The organism is Mesorhizobium sp. KACC 23794, from assembly GCF_052180275.1.
GTDB lineage: Bacteria > Pseudomonadota > Alphaproteobacteria > Rhizobiales > Rhizobiaceae > Kumtagia.
Genome location: NZ_CP197465.1, coordinates 1,398,685 through 1,425,263, shown reverse-complemented (window position 1 = coordinate 1,425,263; position 26,579 = coordinate 1,398,685). Strand labels below are relative to the sequence as shown.

Annotated in this window: 21 protein-coding genes and 1 pseudogene; 15 read left to right on the top strand and 7 right to left on the bottom strand. The window is 64.5% G+C overall.

All coding sequences use genetic code 11. The features are described 5' to 3' along the window. Positions 1-67: 67 nt before the first annotated feature. The 3 genes from ACSBOB_RS07095 to ACSBOB_RS07085 all read right to left on the bottom strand — a co-directional run bounded on the left by ACSBOB_RS07095 (position 68) and on the right by ACSBOB_RS07085 (position 7,199). Positions 68-2,170 carry a mechanosensitive ion channel family protein gene (locus ACSBOB_RS07095; protein WP_442581738.1) on the bottom strand — a complete coding sequence of 701 codons (2,103 nt, stop codon included), beginning with the start codon at positions 2,168-2,170 and terminating at the stop codon, positions 68-70. 22 nt (positions 2,171-2,192) lie between these two features. Beyond that, entirely contained in the window at positions 2,193-2,420 is a 228-nt protein-coding gene (locus ACSBOB_RS07090) for a hypothetical protein (protein WP_442581737.1), read from the bottom strand. Between the two features lie 204 nt (positions 2,421-2,624). Next, positions 2,625-7,199, bottom strand: coding sequence for a PAS domain-containing protein (locus ACSBOB_RS07085; RefSeq protein ID WP_442581736.1), 4,575 nt, complete (start codon positions 7,197-7,199; stop codon positions 2,625-2,627). A gap of 208 nt (positions 7,200-7,407) precedes the next feature. On the opposite strand from ACSBOB_RS07085, the gene ACSBOB_RS07080 reads away from it, so the two are divergent. From ACSBOB_RS07080 to ACSBOB_RS07040, 9 genes are all read left to right on the top strand, one after another. Beyond that, the gene (locus ACSBOB_RS07080) at positions 7,408-7,647 is read left to right on the top strand and encodes a hypothetical protein (RefSeq protein ID WP_442581735.1); all 240 of its coding nucleotides are present in this window, start codon (positions 7,408-7,410) and stop codon (positions 7,645-7,647) included. 137 nt (positions 7,648-7,784) lie between these two features. Continuing rightward, positions 7,785-8,840 carry a dipeptidase gene (locus ACSBOB_RS07075; RefSeq protein WP_442581734.1) on the top strand — a complete coding sequence of 352 codons (1,056 nt, stop codon included), beginning with the start codon at positions 7,785-7,787 and terminating at the stop codon, positions 8,838-8,840. Between the two features lie 36 nt (positions 8,841-8,876). Beyond that, positions 8,877-10,520 carry an ABC transporter substrate-binding protein gene (locus tag ACSBOB_RS07070; RefSeq protein ID WP_442581733.1) on the top strand — a complete coding sequence of 548 codons (1,644 nt, stop codon included), beginning with the start codon at positions 8,877-8,879 and terminating at the stop codon, positions 10,518-10,520. A 78-nt stretch (positions 10,521-10,598) separates the two neighbouring features. Continuing rightward, positions 10,599-11,606, top strand: coding sequence for an ABC transporter permease (locus tag ACSBOB_RS07065; protein WP_442581732.1), 1,008 nt, complete (start codon positions 10,599-10,601; stop codon positions 11,604-11,606). Beyond that, complete coding sequence (gene nikC / locus ACSBOB_RS07060; RefSeq protein WP_442581731.1) at positions 11,603-12,514, top strand: nickel transporter permease; 912 nt, start codon at positions 11,603-11,605, stop codon at positions 12,512-12,514. Before ACSBOB_RS07065 ends, nikC begins: the two co-directional genes overlap by 4 nt. After that, entirely contained in the window at positions 12,511-13,341 is an 831-nt protein-coding gene (locus ACSBOB_RS07055) for an ABC transporter ATP-binding protein (RefSeq protein WP_442581730.1), read from the top strand. The genes nikC and ACSBOB_RS07055 overlap by 4 nt, the downstream gene beginning before the upstream one ends. Next, on the top strand, positions 13,338-14,108 hold the full coding sequence (locus ACSBOB_RS07050; protein WP_442581729.1) for an ABC transporter ATP-binding protein: 771 nt from the start codon (positions 13,338-13,340) through the stop codon (positions 14,106-14,108). Before ACSBOB_RS07055 ends, ACSBOB_RS07050 begins: the two co-directional genes overlap by 4 nt. 331 nt (positions 14,109-14,439) lie before the next feature. Then, positions 14,440-16,266 (top strand): translational GTPase TypA, encoded by a 1,827-nt coding sequence (gene typA, locus ACSBOB_RS07045; protein ID WP_442581728.1) that lies wholly within the window; start codon positions 14,440-14,442, stop codon positions 16,264-16,266. Positions 16,267-16,368: 102 nt separating this feature from the next. Then, positions 16,369-16,563, top strand: a complete 195-nt coding sequence (locus ACSBOB_RS07040) for a hypothetical protein (RefSeq protein ID WP_442581727.1) — start codon at positions 16,369-16,371, stop codon at positions 16,561-16,563. A gap of 9 nt (positions 16,564-16,572) precedes the next feature. Here ACSBOB_RS07040 and ACSBOB_RS07035 read toward each other — a convergent pair whose 3' ends face one another. The 3 genes from ACSBOB_RS07035 to ACSBOB_RS07025 form a co-directional block, all read right to left on the bottom strand. After that, positions 16,573-16,827, bottom strand: coding sequence for a type II toxin-antitoxin system ParD family antitoxin (locus tag ACSBOB_RS07035; protein WP_442581726.1), 255 nt, complete (start codon positions 16,825-16,827; stop codon positions 16,573-16,575). A gap of 81 nt (positions 16,828-16,908) precedes the next feature. Beyond that, positions 16,909-18,045 carry a DegT/DnrJ/EryC1/StrS family aminotransferase gene (locus tag ACSBOB_RS07030; protein ID WP_442581725.1) on the bottom strand — a complete coding sequence of 379 codons (1,137 nt, stop codon included), beginning with the start codon at positions 18,043-18,045 and terminating at the stop codon, positions 16,909-16,911. 183 nt (positions 18,046-18,228) lie between these two features. Further along, positions 18,229-19,572, bottom strand: coding sequence for a nucleotide sugar dehydrogenase (locus ACSBOB_RS07025; RefSeq protein ID WP_442581724.1), 1,344 nt, complete (start codon positions 19,570-19,572; stop codon positions 18,229-18,231). A gap of 236 nt (positions 19,573-19,808) precedes the next feature. On the opposite strand from ACSBOB_RS07025, the gene denD reads away from it, so the two are divergent. Next, positions 19,809-20,789, top strand: coding sequence for a D-erythronate dehydrogenase (denD, locus tag ACSBOB_RS07020; protein ID WP_442581723.1), 981 nt, complete (start codon positions 19,809-19,811; stop codon positions 20,787-20,789). A gap of 305 nt (positions 20,790-21,094) precedes the next feature. On the opposite strand, the pseudogene ACSBOB_RS07015 reads toward denD, so the two are convergent. Then, positions 21,095-21,286: pseudogene (locus tag ACSBOB_RS07015) on the bottom strand (tripartite tricarboxylate transporter permease); the annotation flags it as partial. 231 nt (positions 21,287-21,517) lie between these two features. Between ACSBOB_RS07015 and ACSBOB_RS07010 the strand changes: the two are divergent. The 5 genes from ACSBOB_RS07010 to larB are packed head-to-tail and all read left to right on the top strand — an operon-like array spanning position 21,518 to position 26,549. Continuing rightward, positions 21,518-22,360 carry a fumarylacetoacetate hydrolase family protein gene (locus tag ACSBOB_RS07010; RefSeq protein ID WP_442581722.1) on the top strand — a complete coding sequence of 281 codons (843 nt, stop codon included), beginning with the start codon at positions 21,518-21,520 and terminating at the stop codon, positions 22,358-22,360. A 23-nt stretch (positions 22,361-22,383) separates the two neighbouring features. Beyond that, the gene (gene larA / locus ACSBOB_RS07005; RefSeq protein WP_442581721.1) at positions 22,384-23,685 is read left to right on the top strand and encodes a nickel-dependent lactate racemase; all 1,302 of its coding nucleotides are present in this window, start codon (positions 22,384-22,386) and stop codon (positions 23,683-23,685) included. Positions 23,686-23,726: 41 nt separating this feature from the next. Beyond that, complete coding sequence (locus ACSBOB_RS07000) at positions 23,727-25,106, top strand: LarC family nickel insertion protein (RefSeq protein ID WP_442583667.1); 1,380 nt, start codon at positions 23,727-23,729, stop codon at positions 25,104-25,106. After that, positions 25,099-25,881: an adenine nucleotide alpha hydrolase gene (locus ACSBOB_RS06995; protein ID WP_442581720.1), complete on the top strand. Its 783-nt coding sequence runs from the start codon at positions 25,099-25,101 to the stop codon at positions 25,879-25,881. Before ACSBOB_RS07000 ends, ACSBOB_RS06995 begins: the two co-directional genes overlap by 8 nt. After that, on the top strand, positions 25,878-26,549 hold the full coding sequence (gene larB, locus ACSBOB_RS06990) for a nickel pincer cofactor biosynthesis protein LarB (RefSeq protein WP_442581719.1): 672 nt from the start codon (positions 25,878-25,880) through the stop codon (positions 26,547-26,549). Before ACSBOB_RS06995 ends, larB begins: the two co-directional genes overlap by 4 nt. Positions 26,550-26,579: the final 30 nt, after the last annotated feature.

Here is a 26,579-nt window from a genome sequence, read left to right as displayed (position 1 = left end):
AGAGATAATAAATTATCCCGGCGGTTGCCCGTTTCCTGTCGTGCCGCCGGTCCCTCGGACCAGAGTATCACTCGGCCGTTACCGCGGCCTCCGCAAGCTTCTGCTTGCGATACACTTCGCGTGCTGCCACCGCCGCCGTGTCGTCGCCACCTCCGGACACCTGCACCATAGGCGTTGCCAGTTTGATGCCATTCTCGTCGAAGGCCTTCTTGATCATCATCAGGGCGCGCCGGATGATCCCGAACTGCTGGCCGGGCTTGGTCATCAGCTTCATGCGCAGCACGATGCCGGAATCGCCGAAACTGTCGACGCCCTGCATCTTGAGCGGCTGCAGCGTGATGTCGGCGAATTCCGGATCCTGCGCCAGTTCCTGCCCGATCTTCTTGACGATTTTTCGAGCCAGGTCGACGTCCGAATCATAGGTGACGGTCAGCGTCGTCTTCTCGATCACCCAGTCGCGGCTCATGTTCTGGACGGCGCCGAGCGAGCCGAACGGCACGGTGAAGATCGGTCCGCGCTGGTGGCGCAGCCTGACCGAGCGCAGGCTGAAGCCTTCGACCGTGCCCTTGTAGCTGCCGCTCTGGATGTATTCGCCGACCCGGAACGCATCGTCGAGCATGAAGAACACGCCGCTGATGATGTCCTTGACCAGTGTCTGCGAGCCGAAGCCGATGGCCACGCCGAAGATGCCGGCGCCGGCGATCAGCGGCGCGATGGCGACGCCCATACCCGACAGGATGGTCAGCACGGCGACGACCGCGATGAAGACCGCGAGCGCATTGCGGAAGATCGGCAGCAGGGTGCGCAGCCGGCCACGCCGGGCCACCTCCTCCACCGTGCCGCCGGTATGTTCGGCGCGCAGCATATGGTGGCTGATCAAGGCCTTGGAGAGTTGCCAGAGCAGGTCGGCGATCAACAGGATGATGATGCCGTTGAGCAGGCCGACAACGATGTGTTCGGCAGTGGGATTCTCACCCATCGCGGCTGCCCTGAAATGCCAGATATAGGCGAGCCAGGCGACCGCCGCCGTGATCAGCACCGCGCGGGCGCCGCGCACGATAAGGACGTTCCTGATCGTGGCGAACAGCGTCGTGCCTTCACTGCGGCCAGCGAGCCGCTCGGCGATGCGGCCCACGCCCGAAACCGCCCTTGGCAGCAGCAGCGCGTAGATGCCCGCCCAAAGGATGCCGACAAAGCCGACGACCCAGACCAGCCAGAGGATCACCAGAAAAAAGGTCCGCAGCCAGGCCTTGGTGGACGAGGGCGCGCCTTTGCGCGCCGGGCTGTGCCAGACGGTCTCGATTGCGACCCCGAGCAGACCGAGCCCGAACGCATAGGCGACAAGCAGTGCCGCATCCCGCGAAAAGCTGAGGGGCGGCATCAGGCTGGCGATTGCCCACCCGAGCATGAATATCCCCGCCAGGAGCTGCACCCGGAAATACCAGAAACGCGCGCCGGCATCGTCGATGTCGACCAGGCGAGGCTGACTTTCCGACGCCGCACCGCCAGGCTCGAGCAACAGGCGCGCGATGGTGCGGATGAAGCGGAAGACAACGAAGGCGAGCAGGAGCGTGAGAACGACTTTCCGCAACAGCGGCGGCCACTGGAATGCCAGGAACAGACCGGCGCTGGCCAGGGTGAACACCACGAGGGGGATGAGGTCCGACAGCAGCCGCAGCGGCTGCTCGGATGCCGGCGTCACCCTACCGTCGCCCCTTACCCTTCGAAGCAATCGCCGGAACAGCCATTCCGCGCCATATCCGACACCGATGAGTACCAAAAGAATGGTGAGCACGGCCCCGGGCCGACCGCTGTTCACGTCCTTGGAAAAGACATCGGAAGCGTTCGCGAATTCCTGCGGAAGGCGGAAGAACGCATCCGTCAGCCGGCCGATATGGCCCCGGACAAGCGCCTCGACATCGGTCACGCCGCTCGCCACCGACGCGGCATCTTCCTCCGCCGCCGCCGGGGCCGCCGGCCTCGCTTCCAGCCAGGTCTTCACCTCCGGATCCTTGAGAAGATCGAGCAGCTGCTTCACTTTCTCGGGCGGCGGAGCGGGCGTCGCGGCAGCAGGTTGGGACTGCGCAAACGAGGCGCCGGGCGCAAAGGCAAAGACTGCCAGGGCCGCCAGCATTCCAATGACAAAGCGCATGAACGATCGGGATTTCATCAGTGTCTCCATATCTCGCGGGCTACGCCTCAGGGCCGGGCCGAAGCGACGCCGCGAGCAAAATAGTGTAAACGATATTCAGCGGAATATAACCGATACGTGCGGCAAAAGACTTGGCCGCACTGCCGGGAAATGGCGAACCAGCGGGACCGGGCGCCAGCAGGAAAATGGCCAGCGCGCCCGCCCTGCCCCTTGCCGAAGCGTTCGACAGGATCGTCAGCGCCAAGAGAACCATCAGGATGAAAAGCACGACGCCGCACCTGGAGCGCTACGCTCCACGGCCGCCGCTTCCGACATTTATCTGCACGCTCATAGCCCCCCACAATAGCTGTTGCAGCGCAACGGTATCACCTGCGTACCACGCTGGAAATCCGCCGGCCCTATGCAGGCGACTTTTATGCAGGTTGGTTAACAGCTATAAGACCGCCCATGCCGCTTCGCGGCGATGCGGCGCTCAGGCGGTCGAGGGCGACGCTCTGCTGCCAGCAGGCATGCGAGCCGAACCCATCCAGCGGTCCAGCTTGTCGAGCAGCGCCCTGGGGCTGATGGGCTTCGAGAGATAATCGTCCATGCCGGCTTCCAGGCAGCGCTCGCGGTCGCCCTTGAGCGCGTGTGCGGTCACGCCGATGATCGGCGTATGGGTTCCCCAGGCCGCTTCCAGCGCCCGGATGGCGCCGGTGGCTTCCAGGCCGTTCATCTCGGGCATGGACACGTCCATCAGGATCAGCATCGGCCGCATCTCCCGGAACGCTTCCACGGCCAGCCGGCCATTGCCGACGATCTCGAAGGTCAGACCGGTGTCGGCAAGGATCTGGGTGAAGACCAGCTGGTTCACCTCATTGTCCTCGGCCACCAGTATCTCGACGCGATGCGGCGTCGCCGCCTCGGCATGTCGCGCGCGTCGTGGTTCACGTTGCGATGCCGGGGCGGCGTCGTGCGCGAATGCCGCAGTCTCTTCCGCGAACCCCGTCGGAGGCACGAGACCATGCCGGCGGCGACGCTTCTGGATGGTCGCGGTGAGCGTCTCGAGCAGACCCGACGAGCGCACCGGCTTGGTAAGGTGAGCGTCGATCCCGAGGTCGCGCACGACCGCCATGCCGAGCGACAGGTCGACGGAGGTCAGCATGACGATCGGCGTCTCGGAAAACAGCGGTGTCTCCCGCACCACGCGGGTCACGTCCAGCCCGGTCATCCCAGGCATCTGGTAGTCGAGCACGACGCAGTCGACGGCCAGCCCGAGCTGCGTGGCAGCCGCGAGCACCTGCAGGCCCTCGGCGCCGCTGGCGGCCGCGCAGGCATCGAACCGCCAGCTCGCCATCTGCTCCAGAAGGATCGCCCGGTTGACCGGATTGTCGTCGACGACGAGGACGCGGGCGCCGCTGACATCGAACGGCGCGAACCTTTGCCGGGCGGGAGCCTCCGCATGTGGCAGCGAGAAGGTGCACGAAAAGGTCGAGCCCTGCCCTTCCCGGCTTTCGACACCGATCGTTCCGCCCATCATGGCAACCAGCCGCGACGTTATCGCCAGGCCCAGCCCGGTGCCCTCGTGGCGCCTGGTCGACGATGTGTCGACCTGGCTGAACTTGTCGAACACCGCCGAAAGCTTTTCCTGCGGGATGCCGATGCCCGTATCGGTCACCGAAATGCGCAGACTGGTGCCGTTGCTGCCGTCGCCGTTCGTCGCCTCGACCAGCACGTGGCCGGCATCGGTGAACTTGATCGCATTGCCGATGAGGTTGGTGACGATCTGTCTTATCCGGCCGACATCGCCGACATAGTTGTCGGTAAGATCAGGGGCGATGCGGATGATGAGTTCGAGGTCCTTTTCCTTCGCCCGCGTCGACAGCAGGGTCGCGACATCCTCGATCGCTTCCGAAAGCGTGAACGGCACGGCGTCGAGCACAAGCTCGCCGGCATCGATCTTCGAGAAATCGAGGATATCGTTTATGATCGTCAGCAGCGCGTTGCCGGACTTCACGATGATGTCGGTGAAGGTCTTTTGTTTGGGATCGAGGTCGGACCTGGCCAGCAATTCGGCCATGCCGAGCACGCCGTTCATCGGCGTGCGGATCTCGTGGCTCATGTTGGCGAGGAACTCGGATTTGGCGCGGTCCGCCAGTTCGGCGCGCCGCCGTGCTTCCCGCAGTTCCACCTCGCGCAGCTTCTGGTCGGTCACGTCTACGGTCGAGCCGATCAGATAGAGCGAGCCGTCGGACGCCGCGAAGGCGCTCTTGCGGGCGAGCTGGTGGCGGACCGAGCCGTCGTCGGCCATCACCGTCTCTTCGAGCACACGGGTGCGCCCCGTCTCCAGCACCTCGAGATCCGCCTGGGCAAAGGCTTCGCCATACGTGCCGAACAGTTGGACATCGGTCTTGCCGATGGCTTCCTTCTTGGAGAAGCCGGTCAGGTCGCACCAGCCCTTGTTGACATAGACCAATTCGAGATCGGGTTTCTTGGCGTAGATCGCGGTCGGCAGATTGTCGATCAGGCTGCGGAAAACCTCGTTTTCCCGCAGGCTTTGCTGAAGCAGCGCCTCCCGGCGCTTGATCTCGGATATATCGGTGCTGCAGCCGAAGACATGCCGGACACCGTCAAGCGTAGTCAGCCGGCCCTTGCGGGTCATCAGATGCACCGACGCGCCGTTTCGGTGGGTGACGACTTCTTCCGATTGGAGCCCGTTGCCGGTGACCGCCACATAGGTGTCGTCGGCGGTGAACCCATCGCCCTCGCCGCTGCCGAACAGCTCCCGGTCGGTCTTGCCGACCACTTCCGCCTTCGAATAGCCTGTGAGGTCGCACCAGGCCTTGTTGACGTATTCGAGCGCCAGGGTCTCGGATTTGATGTTGGTCGCCACCGGCATCTCGTCCAGAACATGACTGAACAGCTCGATCTGGCGCATAGAATCGCGCAGCGATCCTTCACGCTCCTTGATCTCGGTGATGTCGACACGAACGCCGACGAAAATGTCTTCCCTGGTGCGGGTGTCGTAGACCTGGAACCAGCGTCCGTCCGGATTGCGGCGTTCGGTTATCAGTTGTGGCTTGTGGTAACGCGCCGTGTAGCCTTCGACCCAGGCGTCGCGGTCCACATCATACAGGGCATCTACGTCGGGATCGCCGCTCTCGCGGAAGTAGCCGACGGCGTGGGCGAGCTCCAGTGCATCGCGCAAGGTTTTGCCCGGCGCCCAGCACCCTTTCATCGCCGGCAGCGTGTCCTGAAGCCGGCGATTGGCGAGCACGAAATTGTCGTCGCGGTCGTAGATGATGACACCGGCCGGCAGGGATTCCAGAACGTCCGCCAGACGCTGGCGCGCCTCGTCAGCCTCGATCTCGCGCGCCTTGAGCTGCGAGACGTCGAAGACGAAGCCGGCGACATACTGCTTGCCCCCTTCTGTCTCCACGCGGCTCTTGCGTACGATCCGTGTGCGGCCAATGCCTTCGAAATCGAAATTCTCCTCGACTTCATAAGGTTCGCCTGTTTCGAGAACGCTCCGTTCGGTCTCCTCGAAACGCAGCCCCGCCTCCCCCGAGACATGATCGCCGCCACGCGTCCCGATCATCTCGTCCACGGTCATGCCGTAGATCGAGGCGAAGGCCTGGTTGACGAGGACGAACTTCAACTCGCTGTTCTTGATGAAGATCGGATCCTTGATCGTGTCGATGACGGATTCCGCGAGACGCGACCGCTCGTGGATCTCGGCGAATTCAAGTTCGCGCTTCTTCATCTCGGTGACGTCGAAATAGGAGACGAGCCGTTTGCCGCCCGAAAGCGCTGTGACGGAATAGACTGTCGTTCTGCCGTCGGCGCGGGTGAATTCACGCGGCGCGACCTCGCCGGCGCCGATCTCCGCGATCCGCGACGCGACATACTGTTCCCAATCCGCGTCGGCGACATCGTACACGCCGTTGTGACGGTTCACGTCCATCAGCGCACGGAACGGCGAGCCGAGACCCACGGCGTCCGGCTCCAGGTTCCAGATCGAATAGAATGCCTTGTTGATGATCTCCGCGTTGAGATCCGCATCGAGCAGGACGACGCCGAGGTCGAGCGAATCGATGGTCCGCTCGAGATCGGACAGCAATTGCTGCTTCTGCCGATCCGCGGCGTCGAGCGCGGTGCGCTTGATCTCCAGTTCGGTGACATTGGTGCAGATCGCGATCGTGCCGCCGTCATCCGTCGGCGTTTCCCGGTGCATGAAGACACGCCCGTCGGAGAAGCGCAGAACGCTGTTCGACGGCCTGCGAGCCCGCCGTGCGGCAACGAGACCAGCCGCCCATTCATCCGGACGCTCGCCCTGTGTCTTCCAGGCGTTTTGAGCGCCGCCTGCCTGCACCAGTTCGGAAAAGCTGACGCCGGGCCGGATCTCTTCCACGAGGTCGCCATACATATCGACCAGCGCCCGGTTGTAGAGGACGAGGCGGTCGTCCTTGTCGTAGTAGCAGAAGGCATCGGACATGACGTCGAGCGCGGCCATCAGGCGCGCTGCCTGCAATCCCTCCGTTTCCTTTTCGATGTGTCTGGCATTCGGCTCCTTCGGCCCGCTTGCACCGCCTGCGTGGGCAAATGCGAGCGCAAGCCCGGTTACGTCCCGGACCGAGCCACGATAGCCGACGAACGACCCGGTCCCGTCGAAGCGCGGGAAGCCGGCGATCGAGACCCATCTGCAGTCCGGGCGGCCGCGTTCGAGTTCGCACGCGAAATCGCGGAACGGCCGGCGCGCCTGCAATTCGGAAAGGTGTGATGTGGCGGCGGGCGTCATCCCGGCATGAAGCGCCAGGAAATCGGCATAGGAGCGTCCGAGCAGATCGGCCGGATCAAGGCCGGTGGCCGCCTGAAATCCCTCCGAAAGCCACGAGAAGCGCAACCCGCCGTCGGTTTCCCAGAACCAGTCGCCGCCGGCATCGATCAGCGTTCCCGCCTCTTCGGCGGAAAGATCAAGCGGCGCGCACTGACCAGCACCGCGCAGCCGCACGGCCGAGTTCGGATTTTTCCTCGGGGACACAGCTCCTCCCCTGCCAGATTGCGCCATCGTGCCGGCCCCCACGGACGAGGCAAGAGCCTGATCCACCGGGCACGAGCGATACATAGAGTCCAAACAATTAAGGATTGGCTAACCATACGGTTGAGATGCAACCCACGCCGCGCCCGATTGTTCCACTTGTCCGGCGTCGCCCAGGGATTGCGTGCGTCGGGCGGCACGCCGATCATGACGATACGGCAGGAGAGGAGAGATTGACATGGCACAGACCCGACCGATCGACACGGCCCCCAGAGACGGACGCAAAGTGCGGATCGTATGGACGGACGCAGATGGACAGGAGAACGAATCCATCGGCCAATACAGATCGCTCGAGCGCATGCGCGGCAGCGGTGGCGACTGGGACGAGGGCGACGCCGGCTGGTGGGTCTTCGTCGACGGCTCGACGCAGAAGAAGGTGTCGCCGCATTCCTGGATCAGCGGCGACGACGAGGAGTAGCTTCCAACCGGGGCGCCGATCCTTCGCGCATGGTGGACCAATCGCCGGGAGGACCGTGTCTTCCGGCGTGAACCCAAGCGGGCTTGCGGATGCCGCCCGAACGGCTAGCCTGCACCGCCCGCTCACGAGAGGTCAGCATGCAGAAAGTCTTCGACGGTCATAATGACGTTCTTTTCCGCCTGTGGCGGAGGGAAGGCGAGGGTTTTGACCCGATATCGGAATTCATCGATGGGTCTCCGACCGGGCATATCGACCTGCCCCGCTCACGCGCAGGCGGTTTCGCCGGCGGGTTCTGCGCCATCTACATTCCTTCCGACGACCTGCATTTCAAGGCGCCGGGTCCGGACGGCGCTTACGACACACCACTGCCGAAACCGCTGGAACGCGCGCCCTCGCTCGACATCGCGCTGCAATACATGTCGATCGCCGTCCGGCTGGAGCGCGCCGGCGGCTGGCGCCTGTGCCGTTCGACACGGCAGATAGAGGACGCGATCGCGGCCGATGCGTTCGCCGCAGTGCTGCATATGGAAGGCTGCGAGGCGATCGGCGCGGACCTGGCCGCGCTCGACGTCTTCTACGCCGCCGGACTGCGCTCGCTCGGCCCGGTGTGGAGCCGCACCAACATCTTCGGGCACGGCGTGCCTTTCTCCTATCCGATGAGCCCTGACACCGGACCTGGCCTGACCGATGCCGGCAAGGAACTCGTCAAGGCCTGCAACAAGCTCGGCATCATGATCGACCTGTCGCACATCACAGAGAAAGGGTTCTGGGACGTCGCGGCGATCACCGACCAGCCGCTGGTCGCCACCCACTCCAATCCGCACGCGCTGGTGCCGGTCGCTCGCAACCTGACCGACAAGCAGTTTGCGGCGATCCGCGAGAGCAACGGCGTTGTCGGGCTGAACTTCGCCGTCACCATGCTGCGCGCCGATGGACGCGAGAGCGCCGACACGCCGATTTCCGACATGGTCCGGCACATCGACTATCTCGTCGACAAGCTCGGCATCGACGGCGTGGCGATCGGCTCCGACTACGACGGCGCGCTGGTTCCTGCCGAAATCGCCGACGCGGCGGGCATGAACAAGCTCGTTGCCGGACTGCGGGACGCCGGATATGCTGACTTGGAACTCGGCAAGATATGCCGTGGGAACTGGCTCAGAATCCTCCGCTCCGCCTGGCACGAGCAGGATTGAGGCAGTTCCGCGAAAACAGAAAAAGGGGAAAGAATCATGCTGATGGACAAGATCAACAGGCGAGTTGCACTGCTTCTCGGCGGCGCGGCGCTTTCGGCGGCGATGATCGCGGGCATGCCCGCCTATGCCGACACCCCGGCCGACACGCTGGTGCAGGCCTGGGCGATCGACGACATGATCTCGCTCGACCCCGCCGAGGCGTTCGAGCTTTCCACCGGCGAGATCACCGGCAATACCTATGACATGCTGGTGCGCCTCGACGCCAACGACACCACCAAGGTGATCGGCGGCATCGCCGAGAACTGGACCGTCTCCGACGACGGTCTGACCTACACCTTCAAGCTGAAGCCAGACCTGAAATTCGCCTCCGGCAATCCGATCACCGCCGAGGATGTGGCCTGGTCGTTCGAGCGCGCCGTGAAGCTGAACAAGAGCCCCGCCTTCATCATCCAGCAGTTCGGCCTGACCGGCGACAACGTCGCGGAAAAGGCCAAGGCCGCCGACCCGTCGACCTTCGTCTTCACCGTCGACAAGTCCTATGCGCCGAGCTTCGTGCTGAACTGCCTGACCGCCACTGTCGGCGCGGTCGTCGACAGCAAGACAGTGAAGGAGCACGTCGCCGCCGTCACGCCGAGCGACGAATACAAGTTCGACAATGATTTCGGCAATGGCTGGATGAAGACCAACTATGGCGGGTCCGGCCCCTACAAGACCCGCGAATGGCGCGCCAACGAGGTCGTCGTGCTGGAGCGCAACGACAATTATTACGGCACCAAGGGCAATCTCGCCCGTGTCATCTATCGCCACGTCAAGGAAAGCGCGACGCAGCGGCTTCTGCTGGAGAAGGGCGATGTGGACGTTGCCCGCAACCTGCAGCCCGGCGACATCGACGCCGTCAGCAAGAACGGCGACCTGGCGATCACCGCCACGCCGAAGAGCACGGTCTTTTTCTTCAGCTTCAACCAGAAGAACGAAAACCTCGCCAAGCCGGAAGTGCGCGAGGCGTTCAAATACCTGGTCGACTACGATGCGCTCGGCGACACGCTGCTGAGGAACATCGGCTCCATGCACCAGAACTTCCTGCCGAAGGGCATTCTCGGCGCGCTCGACGACAAGCCCTACAAGCTCGACATCGCCAAGGCCAAGGAATTGCTGGCCAAGGCCGGCCTGCCGGACGGCTTTTCGATGACCATGGATGTGCGCAGCACCCAGCCGGTCACAGGCGTCGCCGAATCGCTGCAGCAGAACGCCGCGCAGGCCGGCATCAAGATCGAGATCATCCCGGGCGACTTCAAGCAGGTGCTGACCAAGTTCCGCGCCCGCACGCACGAATCCTATATCGGCCAGTGGGGCGTCGATTATTGGGATCCGAACTCCAACGCGGAAACCTTCGGCATCAACCCGAACAACGCCGACGATTCGATGAACAAGACGCTCGCCTGGCGCAACGCCTGGGACGTGCCGGCCGACATCCAGGACGAGGCCAAGGCGGCGTTGCTGGAGCGCGATGCGACCAAGCGCGCGGAAATGTATGCCGACCTTCAGAGGAAGGTGCGCGAGACCGGCCCGTTCGTGTTCCTGTGGCAGGAAACGGAGGTCGCCGGGCTGCGCAAGAACATCCAGAACTTCAAGCTCGGCCCGACCTTCGACACCAACTTCGTCGGGCCTGTGACCAAGTAACAAACCGAAAAGCCCGGTTTATTGGCGAGCGTCACTACCACGATCGAAACGCGGCGGAGGCGTAAAGGCGCCTCCGCCGTGCTTTCTGCCATCGTACGGTTTGTCGTCGTCGGCGCCGTCACTTTCCTCGGCCTGCTGACGGTCACCTTCTTCATCGGCCGGGTCGTACCGATCGATCCGGTTCTGGCCATCGTCGGCGACCGGGCGTCCGCAAGCGCGGTCGCCGCCGCGCGCCAGCAATACGGGCTGGACCTACCGCTCTGGCAGCAATTCGCGATCTATCTGAAGAAAGCGCTGACCGGCGATTTCGGCACCTCGGTCCTGTCCAGCAATCCGGTGATGCAGGATATCCTGCGGGTGTTCCCGGCAACGCTGGAACTCGCCACCGTCGGCACCCTCATCGGCCTGCTGCTCGGCATTCCGCTCGGCGTGCTGGCGGCGGTGAAACGCGACAGCCTGATCGACCAGATCGTGCGGGTGATCGGCCTGATCGGCTACTCCATCCCGATCTTCTGGCTCGGCCTGATGGGTCTGCTGATCTTCTATGCAAAGCTCGACTGGGTGGCCGGTCCCGGCCGCATCGACATCGCCTATGAATATACGTTTACGCCGATCACCGGCCTGTTCCTGTTCGATGCGGCGATTCAGGGCGAATGGGGCGCCTTCGCCGACATCTTCAGCCACATCATCCTTCCAGCCTCGCTGCTCGGCTATTTTTCCATGGCCTATATCAGCCGCATGACGCGCTCCTTCATGTTGAACGAGTTGGCGCAGGAATACATCGTCGCGGCCCGCGCCAAGGGCCTCAGCGAAACGCGGATCATCTGGGGGCATGCGCTGCGCAACGCCGCCGTTCCACTGGTCACCGTCATCGCGCTCTCCTACGCGACGCTGCTCGAAGGCTCGGTGCTGACGGAGACGATCTTCGCCTGGCCGGGCATCGGCATGTATCTCACCAACTCACTGCAGAACGCCGACATGAATGCCGTGCTCGGAGGCACCATCGTCATCGGCGCCGTGTTCATCGGCCTAAACCTGTTCGCCGACCTGCTCTATCGCCTCCTCGATCCAAGGACACGCGCATGAGCGTCACCATGAGCCGCCGCGACTGGCTGCTGAGCGAGCGCCCGGCGTCCCGAATGCAGGCGAGGCTCGGCCGCGCCTACATGACCTGGCGGCGCTTCTCCGCCAATCGCCTCGCGCTGTTCGGCCTGGCGATCATCGTCGCCCTGCTTCTCGTCGCCGCCTTCGCCGATGTGCTCGCGCCCTACGCGCCGACCGTCGGCAATCTGCGCGACGGCCTCTTACCGCCGAGCGACGCGCACTGGTTCGGCACGGACGACCAGGGCCGCGACATCCTTTCGCGGGTCATCTACGGTTCGCGCCTGACGCTCTACGTCATCGTGCTGGTGGCGATCATCGCCGCTCCGGTCGGGCTGATCGTCGGCACGGTGGCAGGCTACGCTGGCGGCTGGACGGACATGGTGCTGACCCGCATCACCGACATTTTTCTCGCCTTCCCGAAACTCATCCTGGCGCTGGCCTTTGTCGCGGCGCTCGGCCCCGGCATCGAGAACGCGGTCATCGCCATCGCCATCACCTCCTGGCCACCCTATGCGCGCATCGCGCGGGCCGAGACGCTGACGGTGCGCAATTCCGACTACATCTCAGCGGTGCGCCTGATGGGCGCCTCGCCTTGGCGCATCGTGCTGCGCCACATCATGCCGCTCTGCATCTCCTCGCTGATCGTGCGGGTGACGCTCGACATGGCCGGCATCATCATCACCGCGGCCGGCCTCGGCTTCCTCGGCCTCGGCGCGCAGCCGCCGCTGCCCGAATGGGGCGCGATGATCGCGTCGGGCCGCCGCTTCATCCTCGACCAGTGGTGGGTGGCGGCGATGCCGGGCGCGGCGATCCTCATCGTCAGCCTCGGCTTCAACCTGCTCGGCGACGGCCTGCGCGACGCGCTCGACCCGAGGGGTGGCAGCCAATGACGCTGCTTTCCGTAGAGGACATGTCCATCCGTTTCCCGACAAGGACCGGGATCGTCGAAGCCGTGCGCGGCATCTCGTTTACGGTCGGGCGCGAACGGCTCGGCATCGTCGGCGAATCCGGCTCCGGCAAGTCGCAGACCGGACGCGCCATCCTCGGCCTGACGCCGCCGCACGCACAGGTCGCCGCAAAGCGCCTGGAGTTCGACGGCATCGACCTGTTGAAGGCGACGCCCCGCCTTCGCCGCGACCTGCGCGGCAAACGCATCGCCATGATCCTGCAGGACCCGAAATATTCGCTGAACCCGGTCATGCGGATCGGCCGGCAGATCGTCGAGGCGCTGCGCGCCCACGAAAACATCTACAAGCGCGAAGCGCGCGAACGGACGCTCGACATGCTGGCCGCCGTGCAGATCCGCGACCCGGCGCGCGTCTTCGACCTCTACCCGCACGAAGTTTCCGGCGGCATGGGCCAGCGCGCCATGATCGCCATGATGCTGATCGCCGGCCCCGAACTGCTGATCGCCGACGAACCGACTTCGGCGCTCGACGTCACGGTGCAGCTCGACATCCTCGCCATCCTCGACCGGCTGGTGGCCGATCGCGGCATGGGCCTGATCTTCATCTCGCACGATCTTCGGCTGGTCTCGTCCTTCTGCGACCGCGTCATCGTCATGTACGCCGGTCGCATCGTCGAGGAAATCGCCGCCTCGGACCTGTCGCGCGCAAAACACCCCTACACGCAGGGCCTGCTGAACTGCATGCCGCGCATAGACCACCACCGGCATCCGCTTCCGACGCTGGACCGCCGGCCGGAGTGGCTGCTTTGACAGCTTCGCTCGACATATCAGAACTCGTGGTGACCTATGACGGTTTCCGGGCCCTCGATGGCGTCAGCCTGACGGTGCAGCCGGGCGAATCCTTTGGCCTTGTCGGCGAATCCGGCTCTGGAAAATCGACGGTGCTGCGCGCCATCGCCGGGCTGGCGCCGGTGGAGAGCGGAACCATCGTTGTGGAGGGCAGCGCGCTGGGCAGAAAGCGCGACAAGGCCTTCTACCGTCGCGTCCAGATGATCTTCCAAGACCCCTACGGCTCGCTGCATCCCCGCCAGACGGTCGACCGGCTGCTTGCGGAGCCGCTGGCGATCCATGGTTTTTCCGATGCCGAACGCCGCATCCTGCGGGCGCTGGACGAAGTCGGCCTAGGTTCCGGCTTCCGCTTCCGCTATTCGCACCAGCTTTCCGGCGGCCAGCGCCAGCGCGTGGCGATTGCCCGCGCGCTCATCCTCGAACCGTCGATCCTGCTGCTCGACGAACCGACGTCGGCGCTCGACGCCTCCGTGCAGGCGGAAGTGCTCAATCTGCTCGAACAGATCCGCCGCGACCGCAAGCTGACCTATCTGATGGTGAGCCATGACCTTGCCGTGATCGCCCATATGTGCGACCGCCTGCTCGTGATGCGCACCGGCAAGGTCGTAGAGCCATTGACGTCGGCCGATCTGGCTGCCCACCGCGCCGCCGAGCCCTATACCCAGCGGCTGCTGGTCGCCAGTGAAGGCTTCGTAGGCGATGCGAAGGTCGCCTCCGCCGAAACCTGAAACTTTTTTCGGTTTGCGATGCAACCATGTCTTGCGCCGGGCATTGTTGCAAGGGTGAGAATTTTTCGGTCCCCTCCCGAACCGCTCCCCATCTGGAAAGCCGCCTTCCCCCCGGGCGGCTTTCCTTGTTTTGGAATCCTGTTCGCCGATTTCGCGCCGGACGCTGCGGCGGTTCCCCTCCGGCCCGTGCGACGACGCATAGGTCCCGCCTAACTGCCGCATGGCCGGCGCGCTTCAGAGCCCTTTCGCAATTGCGAAAAATCCGTTATGAGCCCCGCCAACGAAACGCGGCGTATATCGATATCGCGCCCGAAACCTTCCCGAGTTAACTATGAACATCCGCAATATCGCGATCATCGCGCACGTCGACCATGGCAAGACAACGCTGGTCGACCAGCTTCTGAGGCAGGCCGGCTCGTTCCGCGAGAACCAGCGCGTAGCCGAGCGCGCGATGGACTCCAACGACCTCGAAAAGGAACGCGGCATCACCATCCTTGCCAAGGCGACCTCGGTCGACTGGAAGGACACCCGCATCAACATCGTCGACACCCCCGGCCACGCCGATTTCGGCGGCGAGGTGGAGCGCATCCTATCCATGGTGGATTCGGCCATCGTGCTGGTGGATGCCGCCGAAGGGCCGATGCCACAGACGAAATTCGTCGTCGGCAAGGCGCTGAAGGTCGGCCTGCGGCCGATCGTCGTCATCAACAAGATCGATCGTCCCGATGCGCGCCACGTCGAAGTCGTCAACGAGGTGTTCGACCTGTTCGCAGCACTCGACGCCAATGACGAGCAGCTCGATTTCCCGATCCTCTACGGCTCAGGCCGCGACGGCTGGGTCGCGGAAAACCCGGAAGGGCCGAAGGACCAGGGCCTGGCCCCGCTGTTCGATCTCATCCTGAAGCACGTGCCGGCGCCGGCGGTCCACCCCGGCCCCTTCCGCATGATCGGCACGCTGCTGGAAGCCAACCCGTTCCTGGGCCGCATCATCACCGGCCGCATCGAATCCGGCACGCTGAAGTCCAACATGCCGGTCAAGGTCCTCTCCAACGACGCCTCGCTGGTCGAGACCGGACGAATCTCGAAAATCCTCGCCTTCCGCGGCCTTGAGCGCCAGCCGATCGACGAGGCCCAGGCGGGCGACATCGTCGCGATCGCCGGTCTGTCGAAGGGCACCGTGGCCGACACGTTCTGCGACCCCTCCGTGACCGAGCCGCTGCACGCGCAGCCGATCGATCCGCCGACGGTGACGATGTCGTTCATCGTCAACGACAGCCCGCTCGCCGGCACCGAGGGCGACAAGGTGACCAGCCGCGTCATCCGCGACCGCCTGTTGCGCGAAGCCGAGGGCAATGTCGCACTCAAGATCGAGGAATCGTCCGAGAAGGACTCGTTCTTCGTTTCCGGCCGCGGCGAATTGCAGCTTGCCGTGCTGATCGAGACGATGCGCCGCGAAGGTTTTGAACTCGCCGTGTCGCGGCCGCGCGTCGTCATGCAGAAGGCCGAGAACGGCGACCTGCTGGAGCCGATCGAGGAAGTCGTCATCGACGTCGACGAGGAGCATGCCGGCGTCGTCGTGCAGAAGATGTCGGAGCGCAAGGCCGAGATGATCGAGCTGCGCCCGTCCGGCGGCAACCGCCAGCGCCTGGTTTTCCACGCGCCGACCCGCGGCCTGATCGGCTACCAGTCGGAACTCCTGACCGACACGCGCGGCACGGCGGTCATGAACCGGCTGTTCCATGCCTACGAGCCCTACAAGGGCGACATCCCGCAGCGAACCAACGGCGTGCTGATTTCCAACGACGCTGGCGAGTCCGTGGCGTTCGCCATGTGGAACCTGGAAGACCGCGGTCCGATGGTCATCGAGGCTGGCGTAAAAGTCTATCAAGGCATGATCATCGGCATCCATTCGCGCGACAACGACCTGGAAGTGAACGTGCTGAAAGGCAAGAAGCTCACCAACATCCGCGCCGCCGGCAAGGACGAGGCCGTGAAGCTGACGCCGCCTATCCGCATGACGCTGGAGCGTGCGCTGGCCTGGATCCAGGACGACGAACTGGTCGAGGTGACGCCAAAAACCATCCGTCTGCGCAAGCTCTATCTCGACCCGAACGAGCGCAAGCGTTTCGAGAAGTCGAAGCTGAGCGGGGCGGCGTAGCTATCAGGACAGCTACCGATCGGTTCGGCCTGAAAATACGGAAACATTTTTAGGGGGCCGCTATTTGCGTTCCCCCAAAATCGTCTCGTAGTCCATGGTGCCATGGATGACGTGAACGATTTCGATCCGATCCTCCGTGCCACGATAGAAAATCAGATCGTTGCGATGCACCTTGCGCCGGAGTTGCCGGCGTTCGTACCCGACGACAAAGGGATAGGCTCTTGGCCTCAGCCTGATCTCGCGGAAGCTCCGGAGGAACTCCTTCACGAGACGAGCGGCGGCTCGCCTTATCCGTGACGACGAGCGTCATACGCCAGCCATCCGAAGATATTTCTGCTCGAGCTGGTCAAGAAATACCTCCGCGTCCTCGACCCTGCCGGCATCGGCATCGGCGATGCCGCATTCGATTGCCGCATGAAGCGTCCGTAGTCGCGCCTCACGCTCCTGGACCAGCCGTACGCCTTCGCGCAGCACTTCACTCTTGGAATTGTAACGGCCGTTGGCGACCAGTTCGGTCACCACCTGTTCAAGGGTCTCGCCAAGTTCCACGCTGAATGCCATCGGCTTGCCTCGTGGTCATCCCAGACAGCCAATAACTATTATTGACCACTTTGGATTTCAACCGAGATCGAGCATCCACAATTACGCCGCCAGCGCCTCGCGCACGCTGTCGATGATATACGCCTGGTCGTCGGCTTCGAGATAGGCGTGCATCGGCAGGCTGAATACGTCCTGCGCCACCCGGTCGCTGACCGGCAAGCCGTTGCCGGCCACCGGGAAATGTTTGTAGGCAGTCTGCCGGTGCAACGGTTGCGGATAATAGATGGCGGTCGGCACGCCCTTGTCCTTCAGTGACGCGACCACGGTGTCACGATCCTTGCCGCGCGTGCGGATCGTGTACTGCGCCCAGGTCGACACGCAGCCGTCCAGTACCCTCGGCACCGTCGCCACGTCGCCAAGCCCGTCATTGTAGGCCCGCGCGATGCGGTTGCGCGCGACGATCTCGTCGTCGAAGATCGCCAGCTTCTCGATCAGGATCGCCGCCTGCAGCGTATCGAGCCGGCCGGTCATGCCGATGCGGACATTGTCGTATTTGTCCGTCCCCTGGCCGTGGACCAGCAGCGAGCGGATCACCGCATTCACCTCGTCGTCATCGACGAAGATCGCGCCGCCGTCGCCATAGGCGCCGAGCGGTTTCGCGGGGAAGAAGCTCGTGGCCGTCATCGCCCCGATGGTGCCGAGCTTGCGGCCGCGATAGGTAGCGCCGAACCCTTGCGCGGCGTCGCAGAGCAGCCACATGCCTTCGTCCGCCACGACCGGCTCGATCGCCTCGTAGTCGGCCGGCTGGCCGAACAGGTCGACCGCGATCACGCCGGCGAGCGACAGGCCGTCCTTCTTGGCCTGGGCGATCGCCAGCTTCAGGCTTGCCGGGTCGAGGTTGAAGGTGTCTTCGAAAATGTCGACGAAATACGGCGTCGCGCCAAGCATGGCGACCACTTCGGCTGTCGCCGCGAAGGTAAAGCTCGGGCAAAACACCGCCTGGCCGGGCTTCAGCCCCTTGGCCATCAGGCAGAGCGTCAGCGCGTCGGTGCCGTTGGAGCAACCGATCGAATGCTTCGCGCCGCAGAATTCACTGAGCGCCGCCTCGAACTGGCCGACTTCCGGTCCGAGGATGTAGGCGCCGTGGGAAAGCACTCGCTGGATCGCCGCATCGACCTTCGCCTTGATGCGCTCTTGCTGGGCGGGAAGATCGATGAAGCGGATCGGTTTTCTGGTCATGCGTGCCTTGCGCAGTTTCGAATCAACGGTCGCGCCGGTCAGCCGTCGCGCGGCGCATTTCGTATCGTTCTTTATCCGGCCAAGTCAAAACACACGCATTTTCACGCCGATACGTTGTGTGAAAGAACGCATCGGCACAAAAGACAGAAGGAACAGGCATGCAGGCGCCACCCTGCCGTCAGCCTATGCCTTCACAACCTTCGGCGAATGGACGCCCTTGCGCGCGCAGACATTGCGCGTGTCGACGACAAGCCGGCTGTTCTCGACCAGTGCCGCATAATCGACTGCGTCGTGGTCGGTGGCGATCAGTGCCAGATCGTAGCGTGCGAATGTTTCGGCATCGCCGGCGACCGAACTACGACCGGCAACTTCCGGATGCTCGCGGGTCATTGTGATGACCGGCACGTGCGGATCAAGATAGTCGACCTTGGCGCCACGCTCCTCAAGCAGCCGGATAAGCGTAAGGCCCGGGCTCTCGCGGATATCGCCGACATTCTTCTTGTAGGCGAGCCCGACCAGCAGCACCTTCGAGCCGTTCAGACCTTTCGCAAAGCGGGCGTTGAGTTCCTCGATGCAGACCGAAACGACGTGACCCGGCATAGCCGTGTTGATCTCGCCGGCAAGCTCGACCAGCCGCGTCGGCATGTCGAATTCGCGCGCCTTCCAGGTGAGGTAGAACGGATCGATCGGGATACAGTGGCCGCCGAGTCCCGGGCCGGGATAAAAGGGCATGAAACCGAAAGGCTTTGTCTTTGCAGCCTCGATCACCTCCCAGACGTCGATGCCCATCGCGCCGTAGATCAGCTTCAACTCGTTGACCAGCGCGATGTTGACAGCGCGAAAGATGTTCTCGGTGATTTTTACCGCCTCGGCGGTGGCCGTGGACGACACCGGCACCGTCTTGACGACGATCTGGTCGTACAGCGCCACCGCCAGTTCCAGCGAGGTCTCGTCGACCCCGCCGACCACCTTGGGAATCGACTGAGTGCCGTAGTCCGGGTTGCCAGGGTCCTCGCGCTCCGGGCTGAAGGCGACGAAGAAATCCGCACCGCATTTCAGGCCACTCGCTTCCAGCAGCGGCACGAGCAACTCGGTCGTCGTACCGGGATAGGTCGTCGATTCCAGCACGACGAGCTGGTTGGGTCTCAGATGCGGCGCGATCGAGCGGGCGGTTCCGGCCACATAGGACAGGTCCGGCTCGCGGTGTTTCGTCAGCGGCGTCGGCACGCAGATGATGATCGCGTCAGCCTTTGCCAGCGCCGCGAAATCCGCGGTGCAGGCGAAGCGCCCGTCGGCGATCCGATCGACGAAAAAGCCCGCATCGAACTGCTTTATGTAGGCGATGCCCTCGTGCAGCATCCTGATCTTTTCGGGATCGATGTCGATGCCGAGCCCCGTGAACCCCGCCTCGACGATCGCCTTGACCAGTGGCAGACCGACATAACCCAGGCCGATGACGGCGACCGTCGCCTGCCGGTTCTTGAATGCGGAGAGGAGGTCGGCGGTGTCTGCCGGTTGCGCTGTCAATCGAAGCCCCTGAGAAGCGAAGGTCGACGCTTTCAATGCTCGACTTGCATGGGCAAGGCAAGGCCGGCGGCGTGGTCCGTAGGTCCTGCGGCCGATGCCAAGGGTGGATCTGCCGCGCGCCCGGCGGCGAATCGTCCGCCAGTCGCCGCCTCTTCCGGAGAGCGATTTCCCCATGCATTCAAGGGCGTTCCGGGCTATGTGTCTTCGGCAATCCGAATTGGGAAGAGAACCAAGAAATGCATGTGATGATCATTGGCGGGGCCGGCATGGTCGGCCGCAAGCTCGCCGAACGCCTCGCCGCGACGGGCGCCGTCGGTAAATCCGCGATCGACCGGATGACGCTGGTCGATGTCGTCGAGCCATCGGCGCCGAAGACGGCAGCCGAGGTGAAGACGGTCGTGACCGACCTGTCGACGCCGGGCGAGAGCGAAAAGCTGGTCGCCATGCGGCCGGAGCTGATCTTCCACCTTGCGGCCATCGTGTCGGGCGAGGCGGAGGCCGACTTCGACAAGGGCTACCGCATCAATCTCGACGGTACGCGTTTCCTGTTCGAGGCGATCCGGCAGGAGGGGCTGCGCCAGTCCTACAAGCCCCGCGTCGTGTTCTCGTCCTCCATCGCGGTGTTCGGCGCGCCGTTCCCGCAAGCCATTGGAGATGAATATTTTTCAACGCCGGCGACGAGCTACGGCACGCAGAAGGCGATCGGCGAACTGCTGCTTTCGGACTACAGCCGGCGCGGCTTTTTCGACGGCATCGGCATCCGCCTGCCGACCATCTGCATAAGGCCCGGCAAGCCGAACAAGGCTGCTTCCGGCTTCTTTTCCAACATTTTACGCGAGCCGCTGTCCGGCCAGGAGGCGGTGCTGCCGGTGTCGGAAAGCGTTCGCCACTGGTTCGCCAGCCCACGGGCTGCGGTGAACTTTTTGGAACATGCGGCGACCATCGATCTGGCGCCGCTCGGGCACCGGCGGAACCTTGCGATGCCCGGACTTTCGGCGACGGTCGGCGAGGAGATCGAGGCGCTGCGCCGGTTCGGCGGCGACAAGGCGGTGAAGCTGATCCGCCGCGAACCCGATGAAACGATTATCAAAATCGTCTCCGGCTGGGCCGAGCGGCTCGAGACGCCGCGCGCCGAGGCGCTCGGATTCCGCGCCGAAACTTCCTTCGACGACATCGTCCGCGCCCATGTCGAGGACGAACTCGGCGGCAAGGTCTGACGCTCCCAGAAGCCTTCCGCAAACGCGCGTAAAGTCCGGAAGATCGAACGATATCAGCGAGATATCGTTCGGCAAGCGCGAAAAGACTGCGATGGGCTTCAAACTGACGCCTGAAAAGGCGGGACGGGCCGTCTTTTCTGCCGTTCCGGCTTGCCGGAACATGCTTTTCACGCGCTACGCCTGCTGGCTTTCGCCGGCAATCTTGAATGCGAGTTATGCAAATGAATAACGGTCCGCTCGCGAGAGCGGCCCGTAGCGCATAGCGAAGTGGATCAGGTTGCCGGCGGCCGCAAACCCCTTGCCGGTCATTCCTGGAACACTTCGTCGCGTTTCGACCGGATGCTGGGCAACAGCACCACGACCAGCAGGACGGCGGCAAGCAGGATGAGGCTGCCCGGCAGGGTGAAGAACACGCTTGAGTCGCCCCTGGAAGGCACCATCGCCCGGCGCTCGAGCATCGGCCCCAGCACGAAGCCGAGCAGCAGCGGCGCCGGCTCGAAGTCGGGCTTGCCAGCGTTTCGAACGCTCCGGCTGTTGATACCGATACCGCGTTAGGCGACAAGGACGGCTCCACCTGTAGCGGCTTGATTGCGGCGGAGAGGAAATTGCCGAATGTGCGGTCTATCCCGGCGACGGTCTTTCGGCTTATACGACCGGGCATGTCCACGTGATCGACGGCGGACCGAGCCTTTAGACCCGATACGATATCCCCGAGGAGAGACCCTGAGATGAAATTGCTGCGTTACGGCCCGGCGGGCCAGGAGAAGCCTGGAATTCTCGACAGCGAAGGCCGCATCCGCGACCTGTCGGGCAAGGTGTCCGACATTGCCGGCAGCACGCTGCTTCCGGAAGGACTTGAGGCCATCCGCGCCATCGACGTCAACAGCCTGCCGCTGGTCGAAGGCAATCCGCGCCTTGGCGCCTGCGTGGCCGGCACGGGAAAATTCATCTGCATCGGACTGAACTATTCCGACCACGCCGCCGAGACCGGCGCGACCGTGCCGCCGGAGCCGATCATCTTCATGAAGGCCACCTCGGCCATCGTCGGCCCGAACGATCCGGTCGAGATCCCGCGCGGCTCGCTTAAGACCGACTGGGAAGTCGAACTCGGCTTCGTCATCGGCAAGAAGGCGAAATACGTCTCCGAAGCCGAGGCTATGGACCATGTCGCCGGCTACTGCGTCATCAACGACGTGTCCGAGCGCGCCTTCCAGGCCGAGCGCCAGGGCCAGTGGACCAAGGGCAAGTCCTGCGACACGTTCGGCCCGACCGGCCCCTGGCTTGTGACGGCCGACGAGGTCGCCGACCCGCAGAATTTGAAGATGCATCTCGAGGTCAACGGCCGGAAATTCCAGGACGGCTCGACCAAGACCATGGTCTACGGCGTGCGCTACCTCGTCTCCTACCTGTCGCAGTTCATGAGCCTGCTGCCGGGCGACATCATCTCCACCGGCACGCCTCCCGGCGTCGGCCTTGGCCAGAAGCCGAACATCTTCCTGAAGGCCGGCGATGTCGTTACGCTGGGCATCGAAGGCCTCGGCGAACAGCGCCAGGAGTTTTTCCAGGGCTGACCAGAGCCTGGGGAGGGTAAGCCATGCACGACAGCGTCTCGATCGAACTCGCCTTCGGGCGCGGAACCCTGGCGCTGTCGCTGCCGGCAGGCGCGGAACCAACCGTTCTGCGCAAGGCCGCCCTGCCTAAGCTTGGCAACAATGGCGCCGCGATCCGCGGCGCCTTCGACAATCCGATCGGTTCGCCGCCGCTGTCCGAACTCGTCAAAGGGCGTAAAAGCGCCTGCATCCTGATCTGCGATATCACGCGGCCGGTGCCGAACCGGCTGTTCCTGCGGCCGATGATCGAGACGATGATTGCCGGCGGCATTCCCGCCGACCGCATCGACGTGCTGGTCGCCACGGGCCTGCACCGGCCCAACGAGGGTGCGGAACTCGCCGAACTGGTCGGAGACCCCTGGGTGCTGGAGACGGTCAGGGTCACCAACCACTTCGCCCGCAACGAGCAGGACCATGTCGACCTCGGCGTGACGCCGACACGCGGCACGCCGGTGCGCATCAACCGGCTGTTCGTCGAAGCCGACCTGCGCATCGCCACCGGACTGGTCGAGCCGCATTTCATGGCCGGCTGGTCGGGCGGCCGAAAAGTCGTGGCGCCGGGCGTCGCCGGCCACGAGACCATCCGCACCTTCCATTCCGCCCGTTTCATGGAAGACCCGCTCGCGGTCCAGTGCAACCTCGTCGGCAATCCGCTGCACGAGGAGCAGTTGCAGATCGTCCGCATGGTCGGCGAGATCTATGCGCTGAACACCGTGCTGGACGAGGAACGCGACCTCGTCTGCGTCACCTTCGGCGAGATCATCGCCAGCCATCTGGCAGCCGTGGATTTCGTTTCGGACGCCACCTGCATTAAGGTGCCTCGCCGCTTCAAGACGGTGGTGACCTCGTCGGCGGGCTATCCGCTCGACAAGACCTACTACCAGACGATCAAGGGCATGGTGACGCCCATCGACATTCTTGAACCCGGCGGCACACTGATCATCGCGTCGGAATGTTCGGAAGGGTTCGGCAGCCACGAATTCCGGCAGGCGCAGGAGCGGCTGGTCGAACTCGGTCCCGAGCGGTTCCTGGCGACACTTTCGGCCAAGACTCTGGCCGACATCGACGAGTGGCAGACGGAGATGCAGCTGAAGCCGATGCGCGTCGGAAAAATCCAGCTCTACACGACGGGCCTCGACAGCGAGGAGCGCCGCATCACCGGCGTCGAGCTGGTGCCGTCGCTCGACGCGGCGATCGCCGAGAGCGTCGCCCGCCATGGCGACGGCGCGGTGGCGGTCATCCCGGAAGGCCCCTACGTCATCCCGGTGCACGGACAGGCGGCGTGAAAACCATCCACCTCGATGCCGTCGGCGGGATCGCCGGCGACATGTTCGTGGCGGCGCTGCTCGATGCCTTTCCAGAGTTGAGGGAGCGCGTGCTGGCCGACGGGGCAGCGGTGTTGCCGGCGGAGGCCGGGAAGGTTCGACTTGAGGAAGGGGAAAGCGGCGCGATCCGGGTGCTAAGGTTTGGGCTGGAGGCCGAGAGTCCGGCTGCTCCGCTTCATAAGACAATCGGGCACAGCGTTACCCCCACCCCTAGCCCCTCCCCACAAGGGGGAGGGGAATCCGGCGGCGCTTCCGCTCAATTTCAATCGTCAACGATTTCGCTCGGCATTGCGGCCGCAGAGTCCCCCTCCCCCTTGTGGGGAGGGGCTAGGGGTGGGGGTGCGGCGCATGTCCACGATCATGCCCCCCATGATCATGCACACGCCGATAACGATCATTCGCACGCCCCTCATCCGCATACGCACGCTCATGACGGCCAGCGCGAAGGCGACGGCAGTTTTCGCGACATGGTGGCGCGCATCGAGGCCGCGTCGCTGCATCCGGGCACGGCGACGCACGCGGTCGCCATCCTGACCATTTTGGCGAAGGCTGAAGCGGCCATCCACGGGGTGCCGCTGGAGCAGGTGCATTTCCACGAGATCGCCGACTGGGATTCGCTTCTCGATGTGACCTGTGCCGGCAGCATCGCCGCCGCGCTCGATGGGGCGATTTGGAGCGTGTCGCCACTGCCGCGCGGCGGCGGAATGGTGCGGACTGCGCATGGCCTGCTGCCCGTTCCGGCGCCCGCGACCGTCGCGATCCTGAAAGGTTTCGACTGGCGCGACGACGACATCGCCGGCGAGCGCGTGACGCCGACCGGCGCGGCAATCCTGAAACATCTCGTCGACCCGGGGAAGTCGCGGGCGGCGGGTCGATTGACCGCCTCCGGCACCGGCGCGGGCACGAGAACCCTCCCAGGCATGCCGAACGTGCTGCGCGCGCTGGTCTTCGAGAGGGAGGACGACCTCGGCACCGACCGGGTCACCGTCATCGAATTCGAGGTGGACGACATGACCGGCGAGGAGATCGGCGTGGCCACCGAGCGCCTGCGGGTTGCTGCCGGCGTGCTCGATGTCTCGATCGGCCAGCGTTTCGGCAAGAAGAGCCGCCCCGTCGTCTCCTTCCATCTGTTGGCACGGCCGGAGACCGCCGAAGCAGTGGCGGCGCGGTGTTTCGCCGAAACCTCGACCATCGGACTGCGCCTGCGCGAAGAGCGGCGCATCGTGCTGCCGCGCGAGACCGCGAACGTCGCCGGCCTGCCGGTCAAGGCGGTGGCGCGGCCTGGCGGGCGCACGACCAAGGCGGAGAGCGACGCGCTAACTGGCGACAGCCTGGCCGAACGCCGCGCGCTGAAACGGCAAGCGGAGGGCGGCGATGCCTGACGCGGCCGAACGCCTGGCGGAAAGGCTCGGACGTTTCGAGACGCTGGCCATCGCCGTCAGCGGCGGCGTCGATTCGATGACGCTGGCTACTTTCGCGCACCGGCTCGGCCGGCCGTCGATTACCGTCATCCACGCCGTCTCGCCGGCGGTGCCGCGGGAGGCGACGGAGCGTGTCCGCGACCTCGCGTCGGCGGAAGGCTGGCAGACGATCATTACCGGCGCCGGCGAGTTCGACGATCCGCGCTATCGCGACAATCCGGTCAATCGCTGCTATTTCTGCAAGACCAATCTTTATGACCGCATCCGCTGCCTCACCCCACATGTGACCGCTTCCGGCGCAAATCTCGACGATCTCGGTGACTACCGGCCCGGCCTCATGGCGGCTGCGGAGCGGGAGGTCGTCCATCCCTTCGTCGAGGCGCAAATGACCAAGGCCGAGGTGCGCGCGCTGGCGCGGCGGCTGGGCCTCGCCTACATCGCCGAACTTCCCGCGCAGCCCTGCCTCGCCAGCCGCGTCGAGACCGGCATCGCCATCGATGCGAATGACCTGGCATTCGTCGAAAGCACCGAACGCAGGCTCGCAGGATTGGCCGCAAAGGGCGCGACGTTGCGCTGCCGCATTACCCATGGCGGTGTGGTGCTGGAACTCGGTGACGATGCACTGCCGAGGCGGGTGGAACTGGAAAAAATCGTCGCGGCGCTGTGCGCGGAGAGCGGACGGCGCTTTGCCGGCGCGCGCGCCTACAATCGCGGCTCGATGTTCGTCCGGCCATGAGCGGCGATTTCGAGATGGACTGGGAGCGGGGCCAGCGCACCGGCGTGCCGGAGGCGGTCCTATGCGGCCACAAGAGCGCCGCGCAGCTCGCCGCCATTATCGGCGCGGCGCGCGAGAGCGGCCGGCGCCTGTTGCTGACACGGCTCGACGAGCCTGGTTTTTCGGCGCTGGACGAAACAACACGGGCACTGCTCGACTACGATCCGCTGTCGCGCACCGCGGTCCTCGGCGGTGACATCCCGCTTGTCGTGAGCGGAATCGGTATCGTCGCGGCTGGAACCTCCGACCTGCCAGTTGCGCGCGAAGCGGCCCGGGCGCTGGCCTTCTGCGGTCACGAAGCGCCGGTCATCGCCGATGTCGGCGTCGCTGGCCTTTGGCGGCTGACGGCGCGGATTGAGGAAATCCGCCGGTTCCGGATCATCATTGCGGTGGCGGGCATGGAAGGCGCGCTGTTCAGCGTGCTTGCCGGGCTGGTGGCCGCGCCGGTCATCGCCGTGCCGGCCTCGGTCGGCTACGGCGTCGCGGCAGGCGGCCGCGTCGCGCTCGATGCGGCGCTGGCAAGCTGCTCGCCGGGCATCGTCACCGTCAACATCGACAACGGTTTTGGCGCGGCCGCGGCGGCGATCAAGATGCTGGGGATGCGAGAACGACCGCCGAATTCGCAGTAACGGCATCGGCGGGCCGGGCGCGTTGCTCGG